11 protein-coding genes are annotated in these 14,840 nt (G+C 36.7%); 9 read left to right on the top strand and 2 right to left on the bottom strand.

Annotation, left to right across the window (positions count from 1 at the left end):
* The first annotated feature begins 47 nt into the window (after positions 1 to 47).
* The 3 genes from EKM68_RS02140 to EKM68_RS02130 all read left to right on the top strand — a co-directional run bounded on the left by EKM68_RS02140 (position 48) and on the right by EKM68_RS02130 (position 6,047).
* A complete protein-coding gene (locus EKM68_RS02140; RefSeq protein WP_125588011.1) occupies positions 48 to 1,985 on the top strand; it encodes an elongation factor G in 1,938 nt (645 codons plus the stop codon).
* A 191-nt stretch (positions 1,986 to 2,176) separates the two neighbouring features.
* Entirely contained in the window at positions 2,177 to 4,273 is a 2,097-nt protein-coding gene (locus EKM68_RS02135; RefSeq protein ID WP_125588010.1) for a collagen-binding domain-containing protein, read from the top strand.
* Between the two features lie 133 nt (positions 4,274 to 4,406).
* The gene (locus EKM68_RS02130; RefSeq protein WP_125588009.1) at positions 4,407 to 6,047 is read left to right on the top strand and encodes a collagen-binding domain-containing protein; all 1,641 of its coding nucleotides are present in this window, start codon (positions 4,407 to 4,409) and stop codon (positions 6,045 to 6,047) included.
* Positions 6,048 to 6,088: 41 nt separating this feature from the next.
* Here EKM68_RS02130 and EKM68_RS02125 read toward each other — a convergent pair whose 3' ends face one another.
* Entirely contained in the window at positions 6,089 to 7,156 is a 1,068-nt protein-coding gene (locus EKM68_RS02125; RefSeq protein WP_125588008.1) for an acyltransferase, read from the bottom strand.
* Positions 7,157 to 7,268: 112 nt separating this feature from the next.
* On the opposite strand from EKM68_RS02125, the gene EKM68_RS02120 reads away from it, so the two are divergent.
* Together EKM68_RS02120 and EKM68_RS02115 are read left to right on the top strand one after the other, a co-directional pair.
* A complete protein-coding gene (locus EKM68_RS02120) occupies positions 7,269 to 7,934 on the top strand; it encodes a CPBP family glutamic-type intramembrane protease (protein ID WP_125588007.1) in 666 nt (221 codons plus the stop codon).
* A gap of 149 nt (positions 7,935 to 8,083) precedes the next feature.
* Positions 8,084 to 8,389 carry a hypothetical protein gene (locus tag EKM68_RS02115; RefSeq protein WP_125588006.1) on the top strand — a complete coding sequence of 102 codons (306 nt, stop codon included), beginning with the start codon at positions 8,084 to 8,086 and terminating at the stop codon, positions 8,387 to 8,389.
* On the opposite strand, the gene helD is transcribed toward EKM68_RS02115, so the two are convergent.
* Positions 8,362 to 10,650: an RNA polymerase recycling motor HelD gene (gene helD / locus EKM68_RS02110; protein ID WP_125588005.1), complete on the bottom strand. Its 2,289-nt coding sequence runs from the start codon at positions 10,648 to 10,650 to the stop codon at positions 8,362 to 8,364. The two genes, EKM68_RS02115 and helD, sit on opposite strands and share 28 nt — an antisense overlap.
* A gap of 294 nt (positions 10,651 to 10,944) precedes the next feature.
* On the opposite strand from helD, the gene trpS reads away from it, so the two are divergent.
* The 4 genes from trpS to EKM68_RS02090 all read left to right on the top strand — a co-directional run bounded on the left by trpS (position 10,945) and on the right by EKM68_RS02090 (position 14,807).
* On the top strand, positions 10,945 to 11,970 hold the full coding sequence (gene trpS / locus EKM68_RS02105) for a tryptophan--tRNA ligase (protein WP_125588004.1): 1,026 nt from the start codon (positions 10,945 to 10,947) through the stop codon (positions 11,968 to 11,970).
* A gap of 136 nt (positions 11,971 to 12,106) precedes the next feature.
* On the top strand, positions 12,107 to 12,550 hold the full coding sequence (locus EKM68_RS02100) for a MarR family winged helix-turn-helix transcriptional regulator (RefSeq protein ID WP_164509330.1): 444 nt from the start codon (positions 12,107 to 12,109) through the stop codon (positions 12,548 to 12,550).
* Between the two features lie 35 nt (positions 12,551 to 12,585).
* Complete coding sequence (locus tag EKM68_RS02095) at positions 12,586 to 14,085, top strand: MDR family MFS transporter (protein ID WP_125588002.1); 1,500 nt, start codon at positions 12,586 to 12,588, stop codon at positions 14,083 to 14,085.
* On the top strand, positions 14,085 to 14,807 hold the full coding sequence (locus EKM68_RS02090; RefSeq protein WP_125588001.1) for a DUF4811 domain-containing protein: 723 nt from the start codon (positions 14,085 to 14,087) through the stop codon (positions 14,805 to 14,807). Before EKM68_RS02095 ends, EKM68_RS02090 begins: the two co-directional genes overlap by 1 nt.
* The last annotated feature ends 33 nt before the right edge of the window (positions 14,808 to 14,840 follow it).

The raw sequence follows: 14,840 nt of genomic DNA, 5'->3' as shown, positions 1-14,840 counted from the left end.
TGTATAATTAGATTACGGCTATTTTTTAATCTATGGGGGAAATATTAATGAAACACATAGTAGCAGGAGTAGTGGCTCACGTTGATGCTGGTAAAACGACACTTTCAGAATCGTTATTATTCGAATCAGGAGAGTTGCGTAAATTGGGACGTGTTGATAATGGTGATGCCTTCTTAGATCCTGACAAACTAGAAAAACAACGTGGGATCACGATATTTTCTCATCAAGCAAGTTTACGTTATAAGGATACAGAAATAACACTTTTGGATACCCCAGGACACGTAGACTTTGCAGCACAAACTGAACAGGTATTGAGTGTATTAGATTATGCTATCTTGGTGATTTCTGCGACTGACGGAATTCAAGGTTACACTAGGACGTTGTGGAGATTGTTAGAGCATTACAATGTCCCTGTCTTTATTTTTGTTAATAAGATGGATGCAACTGGTGCTGATAAAGAACGTGTTATTGATCAATTACAGGATGTTTTTTCTCAAGGCTGTATTCCATTCACAACTGATATGTCTGAAGAATCATATGAAGAAATTGCAATGCAAGATGATGATGTATTGGAAAATTTTCTTAATTCTGGAACAGTTGAAGACGATACTATTCGTAACATGATTCGTAATCGACAAATTTTCCCGTGTTATTTTGGATCGGCTTTGAAACAAGATGGTGTGGAAAACTTTTTGGACGGTCTAGATAAATGGAGCGCCGAAACAACTTATCAACAAGATTTCGGTGCAAAAGTATTTAAAGTGTCGCATGATGAAAAAGGTGAACGACTAACCTGGATACGGGTGACAAGCGGAATATTACAAAATAAGTCAATTGTATTCGATGATCAAAAGGCTGATCAATTAAGAATTTACAATGGTAGTAAATTTACGACTACTCAAGAAATACTAGCTGGTGGAGTTTGTGCCATTCCTGGATTGATTGGGACTCTTCCTGGACAGGGAATAGGAATCGAACCCAATAGTGGTACCCCTGAAATACAACCAGTTCTAAATTATGCTTTGGACGTAAAAAATAATGATATTCATACTTGTTTGATGGCCTTACGTCAATTAGAGGATGAGGATCCTCAACTTCATGTTTCCTGGTCCAGTCATTTGCAAGAGATCCGTGTTCAAATAATGGGAGAAATTCAATTGGAAATTTTGGTACAACTGATGTCAGAACGTTTTGATCTGGATATTGGATTTGATCAAGGAAATATTTTGTACAAGGAAACTATTACCAGCTCAATTGAAGGAGTTGGTCACTTTGAACCGCTACGTCATTATGCTGAAGTGCATTTGTTACTGGAGCCAGCAGAAGTTGGAAATGGATTAACTTTTGCTTCACAATGTAGCTTAGAAATCCTAGGTAAAAATTGGCAGCATCAAGTTTTAACTAATCTAGGTGCAAAAGAACAATTAGGAGTTTTAACTGGTTCGCCCCTAACGGATGTCAAAATCAGCCTAGTCAGTGGCAAATCAAGCAACGTACATTCAGTTGGTGGGGACTTCCGAGAAGCAACCTGGCGTGCTGTCAGACAAGGATTGATGGAACTAAAAAAACGTAATGAATGTCAATTGTTAGAACCTTGGTATAGATTCAGATTGGAAGTTGCTCAAGATCAAGTTGGACGAGCAATGAGCGATATTCAGAGAATGAATGGTGGCTTTGATACACCAGATGGTGGAACTGGCACGGCGATATTGACTGGTACTGCACCAGTTTCTGAGATGCGTGGATATGCAAAAGAAGTTAACAGTTATACACATGGTCGGGGATTATTTGAAGCAGTAGTTGATGGATATCAATCTTGCCATAATGATCGGGAAATTATTAGTGGATTTGATTATGATCCAGTTTCAGATTTGGACAATACGCCAGGTTCAGTTTTCTGTGCTCATGGTGCTGGTTATCCAGTACATTGGGATGAGGTTCCACAGATGGCGCACATTCCTTATACTTATCCATTAAGTGATTAGGTATACCCATGTAATTTTTTTGGAGAGAAAAATTAAATTATGACATCACAATTAGCGGTTGTGATGTTTTTTTGATATGAAATTGACGTAAAAAAAGATTAGCGCAATAATAAAAATGTTAATAATATTTTATATCTAACATTAATGTAATTGAATTAATTCGTTGTATTAATGCGTATGGGGGGATCTATATGAATAATAAAAAGGGAACTAAGTGGGCTTTGTCGTGTGTGGCAACTAGTGCCGCTGTATTGTCATTCCTTGTTGTTTCAAATAGTGTGTTAGCCGATGATACTAACGCTACACAATCTACTGATGGGAACAATCCAGTTGTCCAAACACAAGCTGCTAGTGGCCAGACTACAGCTAGTTCTACTGCAACACAGACTGATCCAAGTTCACAATCAAATTATTCAGCTACTTATGCCAAAATAAATAGTCAGAATAATGGTCAGTCAGAGCAACAAACTGCTGGATTTAAATCTACTCAAGGTCAGCCATTGAGTGAGGCTACTGTTAATGCTCCAGTTGCGCAGCAAGCAGAACAATCTACTAAAGTGTCAACCGATAATCCTGACGTCAAAGCTGGGGGAACATTTGCTAACGATGTAGCTTCGTATAGTAGTAGTAATAATACTGGATATGATTTACATCCTGAGGACAATGAACTTGGCTACGCCGCATATTTTCATATTTTTGCGAATGAAGCTCATTTGAGTACACATACCAATGGTAACGTGGCTACAGGATTACTAGACGGACAGGTAAATTTTGGTACTAATATCAAAGAAGAATTGCTGGATTATGATGTTTCTTATATTCAAGCAATTTCAAAGATTGCCGGAAGTTCATTTGTATCCGGTGGTGACACACGTACAAATAAAATTGTCTTCGGGAATGGGATAGCCATAGATGTTTCTAATCCCAACAGACCATTAGTTACTTATGGTGATAATGATGATCAAGTGTACATTGACCATTTAACAGCAGGTGAGACTTACCAAGATAAAGCGGGCAAAGATGTTTACATCGACTTTGCCGATATGTTTAATAATTATTTGGAACCAAAGTCTCAAGAACTGGCTAAGTTGGATCCAAGTGAAATTATTAGTTCTGGCAATAGTGCATTGATTACTAACAGCCAATTTCCAGATCAAAACAATCGTGTGATCGATTTGATGGATATGAAACCAAATACTGATAATCAAATAGTTATTTACTTGTCACCAGAAGTTTTGCAACAAAGCACACCATTGACTATCAGAGGATTATCAAGTGTTCCTGAAGGCGATACAGTAATTATTAATGTTGATACTCAAGGAAGTAATTTAGCATTAAACGATAATGGTAATCAACAGTATACGGTTGGTTCACAAATCAAAGTTATTTATGATGATGGTTCTGACAGAAATAATCAAGAAACAGAATATTTTGGCGACAATCATTTATTATGGAATTTCCATGACAGTACAGCATCAGATGGTTTATTCGATGGTAATATAGACTTCAATAATACGTTCCAAGGTAGTGTACTTGCACCTAAGGCAGAAGTTACTGTTCACCATAATTTGGATGGTAACATTGTCGCTGACAAAGTAAATATCAAAGGTGAATCTCACAGATGGGATCTTCAAGATAATGTGAAAGATCCTGAAGAGATTGTTCCTCCCGTTGAAGAAATTCAAACACTTCCAATTGAAATACCAGGTTTACCTGATCCAGGAGACCCTGGTGACAATGGTGGAAATTGGGAAATTCCTGGTAAACCAGGAATTGGCGTCGAAGAACCTGGTGAAGAGGGGGACTGGGAAACTCCTGGAGAACCAGGAATTCCAGCAACTCCTTGGGAACCTGGAGATGGTAATGAAGGCAATACTGAAAATCCCGGCAAACCAGGAATTGACACTGAGGAACCCGGTAATCCGGTAGGACCTGAAACACCCGGCAAACCAGGAATTGATGTTGAGGAACCCGGTAATCCAGATAAACCTGTAACGATCCCTGGAGAAGTACCTGGTCTCCCAGAATATCCTGAAGTGGATACAGACGGTGACGGCATTCCAGATACACCAGAAGTCGATACAGATGGAGATGGCGTTCCAGATACACCAATTACATCACCTAGTGTTGAAGCACCTGCACAAGAAGTATCAAATAATCCAGGGACTTCAGATAACAAAGAGACATTCCCACAGACAAGTGAATCAAATAGTGGTGTCCTAAGCATTTTAGGATTAGCTTTAATGTCATTCTTAGGATTGTTCGGATATAAACGTAAACAAAATTAAAATATAATATATTATCAAAACATGGGATTCGTAAAAATACGAATCCCATGTTTGTGTTTAAAAGTGACAAAGCAACAGGCTATTATATATCATGGTATTAAGATAAAAAAATCACAAAGAGGAAGTGAAGATCATGAAAAGGAAGTTGATTATAACTGCAACTGGATTGTCGATGGGATTGATATTGTCACAGCCGGTAACGAATATACCGTTGGTATCCAACTTGATAAAAATTGAAAATGTTCAGGCAATGAGTGAACCGGAAGTAGATACTGATTTAACGCAAATTAGTACAGATAATCCAGCGGTGGAGAGTGGAGGATTTGTTAAAGATGATTATGAAAATGCTTCGAATAATTTGCTGAGTTATGCAGCTTACTTTCATATCTTTGCCAATTCAGCAACTTTAACCGCACATACGAATGGAAATTTGGCAGTTGGTAAATTGGACGGAAAAATTAATTTTGGTACTAAAATTCATCAAAAAACGCTAGAAAAAGAAATTTCTTATGCGCAGGAGATAGTAAATATCGCTAGTAGTTCATTTGTTAATAAGACGGATACTAGAACTAATAAAGTGATTTTTGGAAACAGCGTTTTATTAGATGTTTCAGGAGATGAAATTTATGCGGCCGGGGAAAAATTAGGCAATCTTGAACGTGATGAACTATTTCAAGATAAGGGAAATGATAAATATATTGATTTTGATGAAATGTTCAATCTTTTGAATAATCGGTCAAGATATTTATCTAATCAGGAAATTAATGCAAAATTCACAGCAAATGATTTTATACAAGATGAAAATAAACGAGAAATCAATTTGTTAGAATATGTTCCAAATGATGAGAATGAAATTGTTATTAATTTGTCTGCGGATGTCTTACAGAGAGATAGGCCATTAACTATTAATGGATTATCCAAAGATAAAGAAGGTACGACAATAATTATCAACGTTGATACCGAGGGAATCAGTTCATATAGTATGAAATCACAAATCTATATTAATTATAATGATGGAACACATAGAGGAAATCAAGAAACGGAAATATTTGATGATAATCATTTACTATGGAATTTCTATGATAGGACTTCAAGTGATGGGTTGTATCATGGAACAATTGAAATGGATAGTGCATTTCAGGGAAGTGTATTGGTACCTAAGGCGACTATAAATATCCATCATAACTTGGATGGCAATATTGTTGCTGATGATGTGAATGTTGTTGGCGGAGAGACGCATAGGTGGGACTTTCAAGATGGTAGTGATGAAATAACAGAAGAAGTAGATCCAAAAGAAGAAGAAAAAGAAGAAGAAAAAAAGGAGGAGGAAAAGGATGGAGAAAATCCAGATGATAAAGGAGAGCCAGAGAATGAGGTAGATCCAGAGGAAGAAGTAGATTCGGGAGATGGAGTAGAACCGGGAGATGGAGTAGAACCGGAGGAAGAAATAGATCCGGAAGATCTAGAGTTAATACCTAAGACAGATTCGGGGTCAGAAAATTCGTATATGGAGGATCTTGATGCAGAGGAAGGTACTACATATCCCATACTTTCGTCTGAAATGAATGATCAGACTGATTCATCTGACAATGCATCACCACTAAAAAATGTATCGAATACTGGGACAACAAAGGGTGCTAGTACTGTGTCGACTTCAGATAACAAAGGAACATTTCCACAGACAAGTGAAGCAAATAGTGGTGTCCTAAGTATTTTAGGATTAGCTTTGATGTCATTTTTAGGATGGTTCGGATATAAACGTAAACAAAATTAATATGTAACTATATACAAAAATGGAGCTCGCATTTGCGAACTCTATTTTTTACGACTTCCTGTTAATAAATAATTAAGTCCAGGAATCAAACTAATGATCCAAATAATTAATGTTGAAACAGTTACGACAGCAATGTATCTGATAAAGGTAGCAGCTAGTCCACCAAATGGCAAGAATGACATGAACCATGGTTCCATATAAAGAATTAACAAATTATGAATCAAGTAAATTCCAAATACTAATGGGGATAAGAACTCGAAGGTCTTAATGACCCCATTTGAATTGATTCGTTCGCCCCATTTTTGTAGCAGAATGAATGCGGCAACTGACATGATAGGGATGAAAATTGAAGTTACATAGTAACCGTTGAAAGCGTCGAATATCTTGGGGAATACTTCTGAAACATAATTTCCTGCAAAACCGGCAATTAAGGCTATGATCCATAACCAAATGTTACTCAATTCGTGGATATTGATTTTTGTCAACAAGTACCCCAGAATGAAGTAACCGGTAAAACCACCAACTAAGTAGAATTGAGCAACTGGATAAATCGTTAGTGCGTTGACCCAATTCTTAGGCATCACATTGGCAAGTGATGGTAATAGTGAGTTGGTTACTAGCCAAATCAACGTTACATACCAGAGCATTTCTCGATTGGCATTTTCAACGAACGTACGGATAATTGGCGAAAGAATATAGATACCGATCAATGGATACATGAACCAGAGTGTTGGTGATGTTGGTTGATAGAGCATCATTTTGACTGATGCAGCAACGTTGTGTACTGATAATGAGTGCGCATAGATACCAACAACAATTGGTGAAATAATTGACCAGAGTACAAATGGAATCACGACTCTAGGAATTCTTTGCTTCCAAGTGTAACTAATAGATTTAGTTTTTTTACTATTTAACAATAGTGAACCGGAGATCATGAAGAAGAGCGGTACACTGATGTGTGCAAAATAATTAATGATCTTGGTGATCTGCCACTGAGTACTGCCGATGTGAAGCGTTGTATCAATGGCAGAAACATGGATGAAGATAACTAGAAAAATTGCGATAACACGAATAAAGTCTAGATAAAAAATTCGTTTGTGGTTGTTCATTTTTAAATTCCCTCCGTATACCTAACTAATAATAGATGAAAACCTCACAAAATTGAAGTATTCGTATATGATATAATAGCAAAGTAAAATTATTGATTGGAAGATATTAATTATGCGAGTAGGAGAATCTCCGGGAACAGATTTAGTAAGATATATAATTTGGATTATATTTTCTATAATCACATTGAGTTTAAAGAATATTGCCGCTACTGCTAAGGGCTTGAATGTTATTCTGGCTGTCGTCTTTTTTGCAGTCGGAATCGTGTTCTTATTCTTAATGGCAAGACGATACTTACGTGAGAGACGTTCATTCTCTGACAATCCCAGCGGATTCATGAGTTCTTTAGTTTCAAACATTGGACTAGTATCATTGATGATTATTCTTGTATGTGCACTGAGAATTATGGTCAGTTATTTACAAGTTACTGGTAAGCTGCCTCAATTCAAAAATGATGATGTTGTTAGTTCAGATCAAAAAGTTTTTATTTTTAATATGATTGCAAATGTATTTATTATTACTGTTCAACAACAGTTGGTTCAAACAGGATTTTTCTTCAATTATTTCTTTAGAAAGAGTACTCCTTCTAATGCAGTTATTGGAATTGTCTGCAGTGGTATTATTGCTGGTGCACTCAGCTTGCCTGGATCATTGCTACAGTTCTTTATGATGATGGCGCTAGGATGGTGTTACGCATTGACGTATCTATATACGCAAGATGAGAAGATGGCAGTATTAGTTGCTATTGTTAGTGCAATTGTTGGAACAATATTGATATAAATTAAAAAAGGCTGTTGATGAAATATTCATTTCACCAGCAGCCTTTTTGCTTTGTAATATATTTTATTCAATTTTTTACATAAAATTTACACTAAATTTACTGAACATTTACATTGCTCGATTATCATTTTGATAAGAGGGTGGAGTCAATGTTCGAATTGTCTAACATATCAATTGTAATGTTCCTATTCCAAATTTTTGAAACAATCCTAATAGTTAATATTTCCCGATCACGAGCTATGATGATTTTGTTATTTTTATTGATGCTCGATTCACTTTTTGTAGATGATGTTCTGATGCCATTGATGGTTATTTTTGTGATGGGCGTTATTTTAACGTATCTCGGTTATACTCGTCGAAGTAAATTACAGTTGATTTTTGGACTAGCCACTTGTACGTCATTAGCTAGTATTCTGTTATACGAGACTTACTTGATTGCAGAAGAAGTGTCATAATTTGCCAGTTTGACGTTCTCCAGAAGTGGTGAAGCTGTTTTATCGATACAGATTGTCAAGCTGTGCATTGCACGAGTACAAATGGTGTAGAGTGTATCACGGCTCCTTGAATCAGGGTAATTCTGAGCTGAAACATCATGTCCAATAACGGCATCAAATTCTAACCCTTTAGCAAGATAAATCGGCATAACAATAATCCCCTTCGGAATTGAACGGAAACCAGCATCGACTAGCGTGATTATCGATTCATCACTGAAGTGAGCATAGACCTGTTCAGCTTGAGCCTGATTTCTAGTTAGAATAGCAACTGTTTCATATTTTTCAGTTAATTCACGAGCGGTCTGTTTCAATCCTTGATAGTATTCATTATCGTCATCAAAGACTTTAATAGTAGGGACTTCACCTTTTCTAGAGAAAGACTTTACCTCATCAGCGTTGGGCAATAGTGACTTAGCAAAGTCAGTTATCTCAGCAGTCGAACGATAACTTTGGTTTAGAGTGATCGTTGTGACCTTCTTACCTTGATACAACTCACAGATAGCCGTGATAACGTCTTTGTTGCGGTATGAACTAGTTAGTACATCTTGAGCACGATCACCTAGAAGTGTCATCTTAGCGTTAGGGAAAGAGTGAGAGATGTACTTCAATTGCGCCATAGTGTAGTCTTGAATCTCATCAATGAAGATATGTTGAATATTGTGGTTGATGCCACTTTCGGTAATGAAATCACGTAAATAAAGAATTGCTACAGAATCGCTCAACCCTAGTTTGTGAGCTTCAACAGCATGATCGATCGCTTCAATCATAGTTTGCCAAACACTGTCAGAGACCAAGTTTTGTTTCATATTTGATAATAGGAAGACATATTCCTTGTATGGATCAAAGAAATAATTATTGATCAGAGCATTGTAGATTGGAGCATAGCGTTCCTTCAAGAATTCTTCAGCGATAATTGAACGCTGATTAGTCGATTCTTCAATGTTGTTATCAGTGATGATTTGTTGGAAATCTTCATCGTCGAGATTGTCGATTTCAGCTTGAACCCAATCTTCATCACGATCATTGTGAATACGTCTTTTAAGACGCTTGATCAGAGTGTTTTTAGTCTTGAGAAATCTATCAGGAATACTAAAAGCTGTATTTTGGCGGTCATAAATTTCGGATATTTCTTCTTTGGTAAAGAATGGCTTACCCTCAAAAATAATGTCTTCAAAATACAAGGTGTGTTCTTTGTTTTCTTTTTCAGTCTGTTCCAGTGTTTCTAGGAACTCAGCACTTTCTTTGAACAAACGAATATCAACAGTTGTTTGTGGAAGATTACGCTCGTCTTTTTCGTAACGTTCGAATAGAGTCTCAACTTGGATACCGGTCAAACGTAATGATACGAATTCATTAAAGGTTACCTGACGCATGTTTCTTTCACCTAAGCTAGGCAGAACTTCAGAAATATAATTACTGAAAAGCCTATTTGGTGAGAATAATACAATTTTATCAGCATCGAGAGTTGAGCGACTGTGATATAGCAGGTAAGCTACACGCTGCAAAATAGCAGAAGTTTTGCCACTACCAGCTACTCCTTGAACTAATAGGACGTCAGAATGTGTATCACGGATGATAGTGTTCTGTTCACGTTGAATCGTTGCCACAATATTTTTCATATATTCGTCGCTATATTCGCTTAGTACAGATTGAAGAATTTCATCCCCGACGGTTTCATTCGTATCAAACATAGTTCTGATTTTGTTATTGATAATTTGAAACTGGCGTTTTTTCTGAAGGTCAACTTCGGCCTTCCCATTGGGTGTAGGATAGCTAACTTTTCCGAGAACACCATTGTAGTAAATTCCAGAAATTGGCGCACGCCAATCGTAAATCAAGAACTCGCCATCATCATCTTGTAATGTTGAAGTTCCGATATAGAGGGTATCTTTTTCACCATCTTCGACGATGTCGATTCGTCCAAAATACGGTGATCCTTGTAGGTTCTCTAATTTAAGCTTATTTGATTCAAGAATATTTTCATTTTCAACGGCTAAGGCAACTAATTGTTTCTGTTGTTGAACGGAAGCGTTAGTTTCCATTTGGTCATCGACTTCAAAAGTATTAACTTTGGTATTTTCACCATAATTTTGGTAAATATTATGAGTTTCAGTATGTGCTTTTTCGAGATTTTCTGTGGCACGATTGATTTTATCGTCAATTTTTTGTGCAATTTCATTAACTCGAATTTGTTCTTGTTCCTTAGTTTCGTTAATGGTCATAAGTTACCTCTCGTTGACAATTTGGTTATTTTTAATTATGCTTATAGCAATTGAGTACATTAAAGCATAAGCATTTTTGAGTACTAATTCAAGTAAGTTGAATCAGAGAATGACTTCTAGTCTGAAAAAGTCGTCGCTCTTGAATTGGAAAATGGATACGGTTGGCCACCATACAGCTAATGAGTGGTAGATAAATTTCTACAAAACAGGTGGCACCACGTGCAAGCGTCCTATTATATATTTTATAATGGGATGCTTTTTTATTGCTTTGATGATAATAATGGAGGAAATAATATGAAAACTAATACAATTTTAACAGGTGATCGTCCAACAGGTAAGCTTCACATTGGACACTACTTAGGTTCATTGAAGAACCGTGTGAAATTACAAAACGAAGGCAAGTATAACATGTTTATCATGATTGCGGACATGCAAGCTTTTACTGATAATGCCAGAAATCCAGAAAAAGTCCGTAACAGTTTGATCCAAGTCGCTTTGGATTACCTGTCAGTTGGAATTGATCCAGCTAAGACTAATATTTTGGTTCAATCACAGATTTCAGCTTTGAATGAATTGACAATGTACTATTTGGATATTGTCAATGTATCTCGTTTGGAAAGAAACCCAACTGTTAAGGCAGAAATAAAACAAAAAGATTTTGGTCAAAGTATTCCGGCAGGATTCTTAACATATCCTGTCAGTCAGGCCGCTGACATTACAGCTTTTAAAGCTGATACAGTTCCTGTCGGTGATGATCAAGAACCAATGTTGGAACAAACACGCGAAATTGTTCGTTCATTTAATAGTATTTACAATACGGATACGTTAGTTGAACCTGAAGGAGTATTCCCTCCTAAGGGTCAGGGACGTCTACCTGGTACAGACGGCAATGCCAAGATGAGTAAGTCGATCGGTAACTGTATCTATTTGTCAGATCCAGCTGACGTTGTAACTAAGAAGATTATGTCAATGTACACTGATCCTGACCATGTTCACGTTGAAGATCCAGGTAAAATTGAAGGCAATACTGTCTTCACATATCTTGATGCATTCGCCGATGATCAAGCTAAGGTTGCTGAATTGAAGGAACAATATCAAGCTGGCGGTTTGGGCGATGTCAAAGTTAAACGTTATTTGAACGATGTTTTGCAAGGAGTATTGGAACCAATTCGTGCGCGTCGTGCAGAATATGAAAAAGATATTCCTGGTGTTTATCAAATTCTAAAAGATGGTAGTGACCGTGCTAATGAAGTTGCTAATCAAACATTGGCTGAAGTTAGAGCTGCTATCGGTGTTAATTATTTTGATGATTTGAAGTAGATCATCTCCGTGTTTTTTACATGGAAACAGTTTCATAAAAATATGCTGTGCTTAACTCTTGATTTTATCAACAGTTGGGTATAGCATATTTTTTGTTGCTATTTAGAAATAAAATTTTAATTTTATGAGGAGAACAATGGACGATTACGATTTGATAGGTTTTGCAGTTAGATTTATGATGCAGCGTAAGCGGATCATATCAGCTTTTCTTAAGGGAAAAGACTTGAATTTAGCTGATTGCATAATAATGATGATTGTTACGAAACATCCCGGTTACAACCAAGAGAAGATTGGCGAGGTTACTTTGTTCGATGGGGCGATAATTGCTCGATCATTAAAGAAACTCGAAAAACAAGGTTTTGTAACTCGTGAAGTTGATGTAAACAACCGTCGTAGAAAAATTGTTCAAATTACTGAAGCGGGAAAAGAGTTTGGCAACAAACTAAGAGAGTCATTCAAGGATTCAAATGAGATCATATATTCAGGTCTTACAGAAGATGAATTGAAGCAATTGGGTGTCATTATGGCGAAGGTTTATGCCAATCTTGATAAAGTGAAAATCCCCGATAGTAATAAATAGATAGATACAAAAAATGAAAGAAGGAATTTACTATTATGGCAAATAGTAATGAACATTTGGATGTCAACGGCAAACCATTCAACCGTAACTTATTAGTTATGGTATTGCTTGTCGGAACATTCTGTACTGTCTTGAACGGTACAATTTTAACTACTGCATTTCCAACTTTAATGAAGGAATTCAATGTTACAACTTCTGCTGTACAATGGTTGACTACCGGATTTTTGATGGTCAACGGTATCATGATCCCTGTTACAGCATGGTTAAGTAATAATTTTAGTAATAAGATTTTATATATTATAGCTATGTCAACGTTCTTAGTCGGAACGATTATGTGTTTTACAGCTCCAAACTTTCAAACTATCCTAGCAGGACGTTTGATTCAAGCTGTTGGTGTTGGTATTACAATGCCACTTATGCAAGTTATTATGCTTTCGATATTCCCAGCTAATCAACGTGGTACTGCCATGGGACTAGCTGGCTTAGTTATCGGACTTGCTCCAGCTATCGGACCTACATTGTCTGGTTGGATCATAGATAACTTTACATGGCGCGATCTTTTTGGAATGATTATTCCTATCGTTGTCATCGTACTTATTTTGGCTCTTATTTATATGAGACCTGTTATTCAAACTAAGAGAACCAAACTTGATGTTCTTTCGCTTATTCTTTCGACGGTTGGATTTGGTTCAGTGCTATACGGATTCTCATCAGTTGGTGATGACGGTTGGGGTTCACCGATCGTCTTGAGTACTATCATCGGTGGAGCAATTATCGTTGTTCTATTCGGTTATCGTCAACTCAAGATGGAGACACCTTTCTTGGAATTACGTGTTTTCAAGGTGAAGAAGTTCGCTGTTTCAGCTACCTTATCATCTGTAACAAATATGGCCATGGTCGGTGTTGAAATGATCTTGCCATTGTATCTTCAAATTGTTAAGGGTATGAGTGCCTTCCATTCTGGATTAACACTATTACCTGGTGCCATCTTAATTGGTGTTATGAGTCCTATCACAGGTCGTGCATTCGATAGATTCGGACCTAAGGATTTAGCTCGTATGGGTATGTTCTTGTTGACTGCCGGTACAATTCCATTCTTATTCTTAACTAAATCAACACCTGTTCTAGATATTGTTGTCTTATACATGGTTCGTATGTTTGGTATCTCAATGGTCTTGATGCCTGTTACAACTGATGGTATGAATGCTTTGCCATTTGACTTGATAAGTCATGGTACTGCTGTTAATAACACTGTTCGTCAGGTCTTCAGTTCAATGGGTACAGCCATCTTGGTCAGTGTCTTGACTAACGTTACAAATAATTTGAAACCTGGTAAGAGCATCCTTGCTCAATCACCACTTAAGTATCAAGATAAGTTCTTCAATGCAACCTTGAATGGTTATCATGCAGCCTTCGGTGTTGCTATTCTATTCTGTGTTATTGCTCTTGGTACTACGTTTATGGTAAAAAATAACACTAAGTCAAAAGAAATAGATCCTGAAAAAATGAACGTTGAAATGGAAGGTGACAAATAATGGTTATAGCATCAATTATTATTTGTGCCATTTTGGCATATTACTTTGCCGTCTTTATTCAAAATAAAAAAGTCGGTTATAGTTTAACAGCGATTTTTATTATTATGTTTATCGGAAGTATTGTTCTATTAGTATCAAATGAATATAGTCACTTCGGTATGGAAAAGGTAACTAGTGAAAAGACAATTCAAATTCAAACCGTACAAAAGGGTTCTAATGTCCTACTTTATAAGGAATTGGGAACAAGCGGTGATGAAAATGTTTATGTCTATCGCACCCCTGAAACGGAAAAAGCTAAGAATCCTAACCATACTAAAGCAGATCTTAACGTTACTAACAAAGTTAAGAAGGGTTCGAGCTCAAATACTTTGACTAAGAAGACGACTCGTTGGGAATATAAGAATGGTTTTTATTCATTCCTATTCAGTATCTCAGGTAATAACAAAGAGTTCATCAAACAATCGAATACATTCCACGTTGGGAATGATTGGTTAGTCTTGTCAACCACTCAAGCTGCTAAGTTGAGTAAAGAATTGAAGAGTAAAAAAGTCCAAGCTCAAATGAAGACCGAAGGTGAAGCATACATCAAAGCAGCAGTTACAAAGGCAATGACAGTCAATCCTTCAATGAGTTCTGCGCAACAAAAGCAAGTTATGCAACAAGCTCAAAAAGAATTTAAAGCACAAGCAATGGCAAAAGTCGTTGAAGAAGTAACTAAATAATAGCTAAGTAGACAAGTCGGAGAGATCCGGCTT

Origin of the sequence: Companilactobacillus jidongensis (genome assembly GCF_003946575.1) — a bacterium.
Lineage (GTDB): Bacteria > Bacillota > Bacilli > Lactobacillales > Lactobacillaceae > Companilactobacillus > Companilactobacillus jidongensis.
The sequence above is the reverse complement of the archived record's forward strand: the minus strand, read 5'-3'. Positions and strand labels throughout refer to the sequence as shown.

Excerpts from the sequence above, each read along its gene's own strand:
- EKM68_RS02140 (WP_125588011.1), top strand. The coding sequence starts at position 48 with ATGAAACACATAGTAGCAGGAGTAGTGGCTCACGTTGATGCTGGTAAA.
- EKM68_RS02135 (WP_125588010.1), top strand. The coding sequence starts at position 2,177 with ATGAATAATAAAAAGGGAACTAAGTGGGCTTTGTCGTGTGTGGCAACT.
- EKM68_RS02130 (WP_125588009.1), top strand. The coding sequence starts at position 4,407 with ATGAAAAGGAAGTTGATTATAACTGCAACTGGATTGTCGATGGGATTG.
- EKM68_RS02125 (WP_125588008.1), bottom strand. The coding sequence starts at position 7,156 with ATGAACAACCACAAACGAATTTTTTATCTAGACTTTATTCGTGTTATC.
- EKM68_RS02120 (WP_125588007.1), top strand. The coding sequence starts at position 7,269 with ATGCGAGTAGGAGAATCTCCGGGAACAGATTTAGTAAGATATATAATT.
- EKM68_RS02115 (WP_125588006.1), top strand. The coding sequence starts at position 8,084 with ATGTTCGAATTGTCTAACATATCAATTGTAATGTTCCTATTCCAAATT.
- helD (WP_125588005.1), bottom strand. The coding sequence starts at position 10,650 with ATGACCATTAACGAAACTAAGGAACAAGAACAAATTCGAGTTAATGAA.
- trpS (WP_125588004.1), top strand. The coding sequence starts at position 10,945 with ATGAAAACTAATACAATTTTAACAGGTGATCGTCCAACAGGTAAGCTT.
- EKM68_RS02100 (WP_164509330.1), top strand. The coding sequence starts at position 12,107 with ATGGACGATTACGATTTGATAGGTTTTGCAGTTAGATTTATGATGCAG.
- EKM68_RS02095 (WP_125588002.1), top strand. The coding sequence starts at position 12,586 with ATGGCAAATAGTAATGAACATTTGGATGTCAACGGCAAACCATTCAAC.
- EKM68_RS02090 (WP_125588001.1), top strand. The coding sequence starts at position 14,085 with ATGGTTATAGCATCAATTATTATTTGTGCCATTTTGGCATATTACTTT.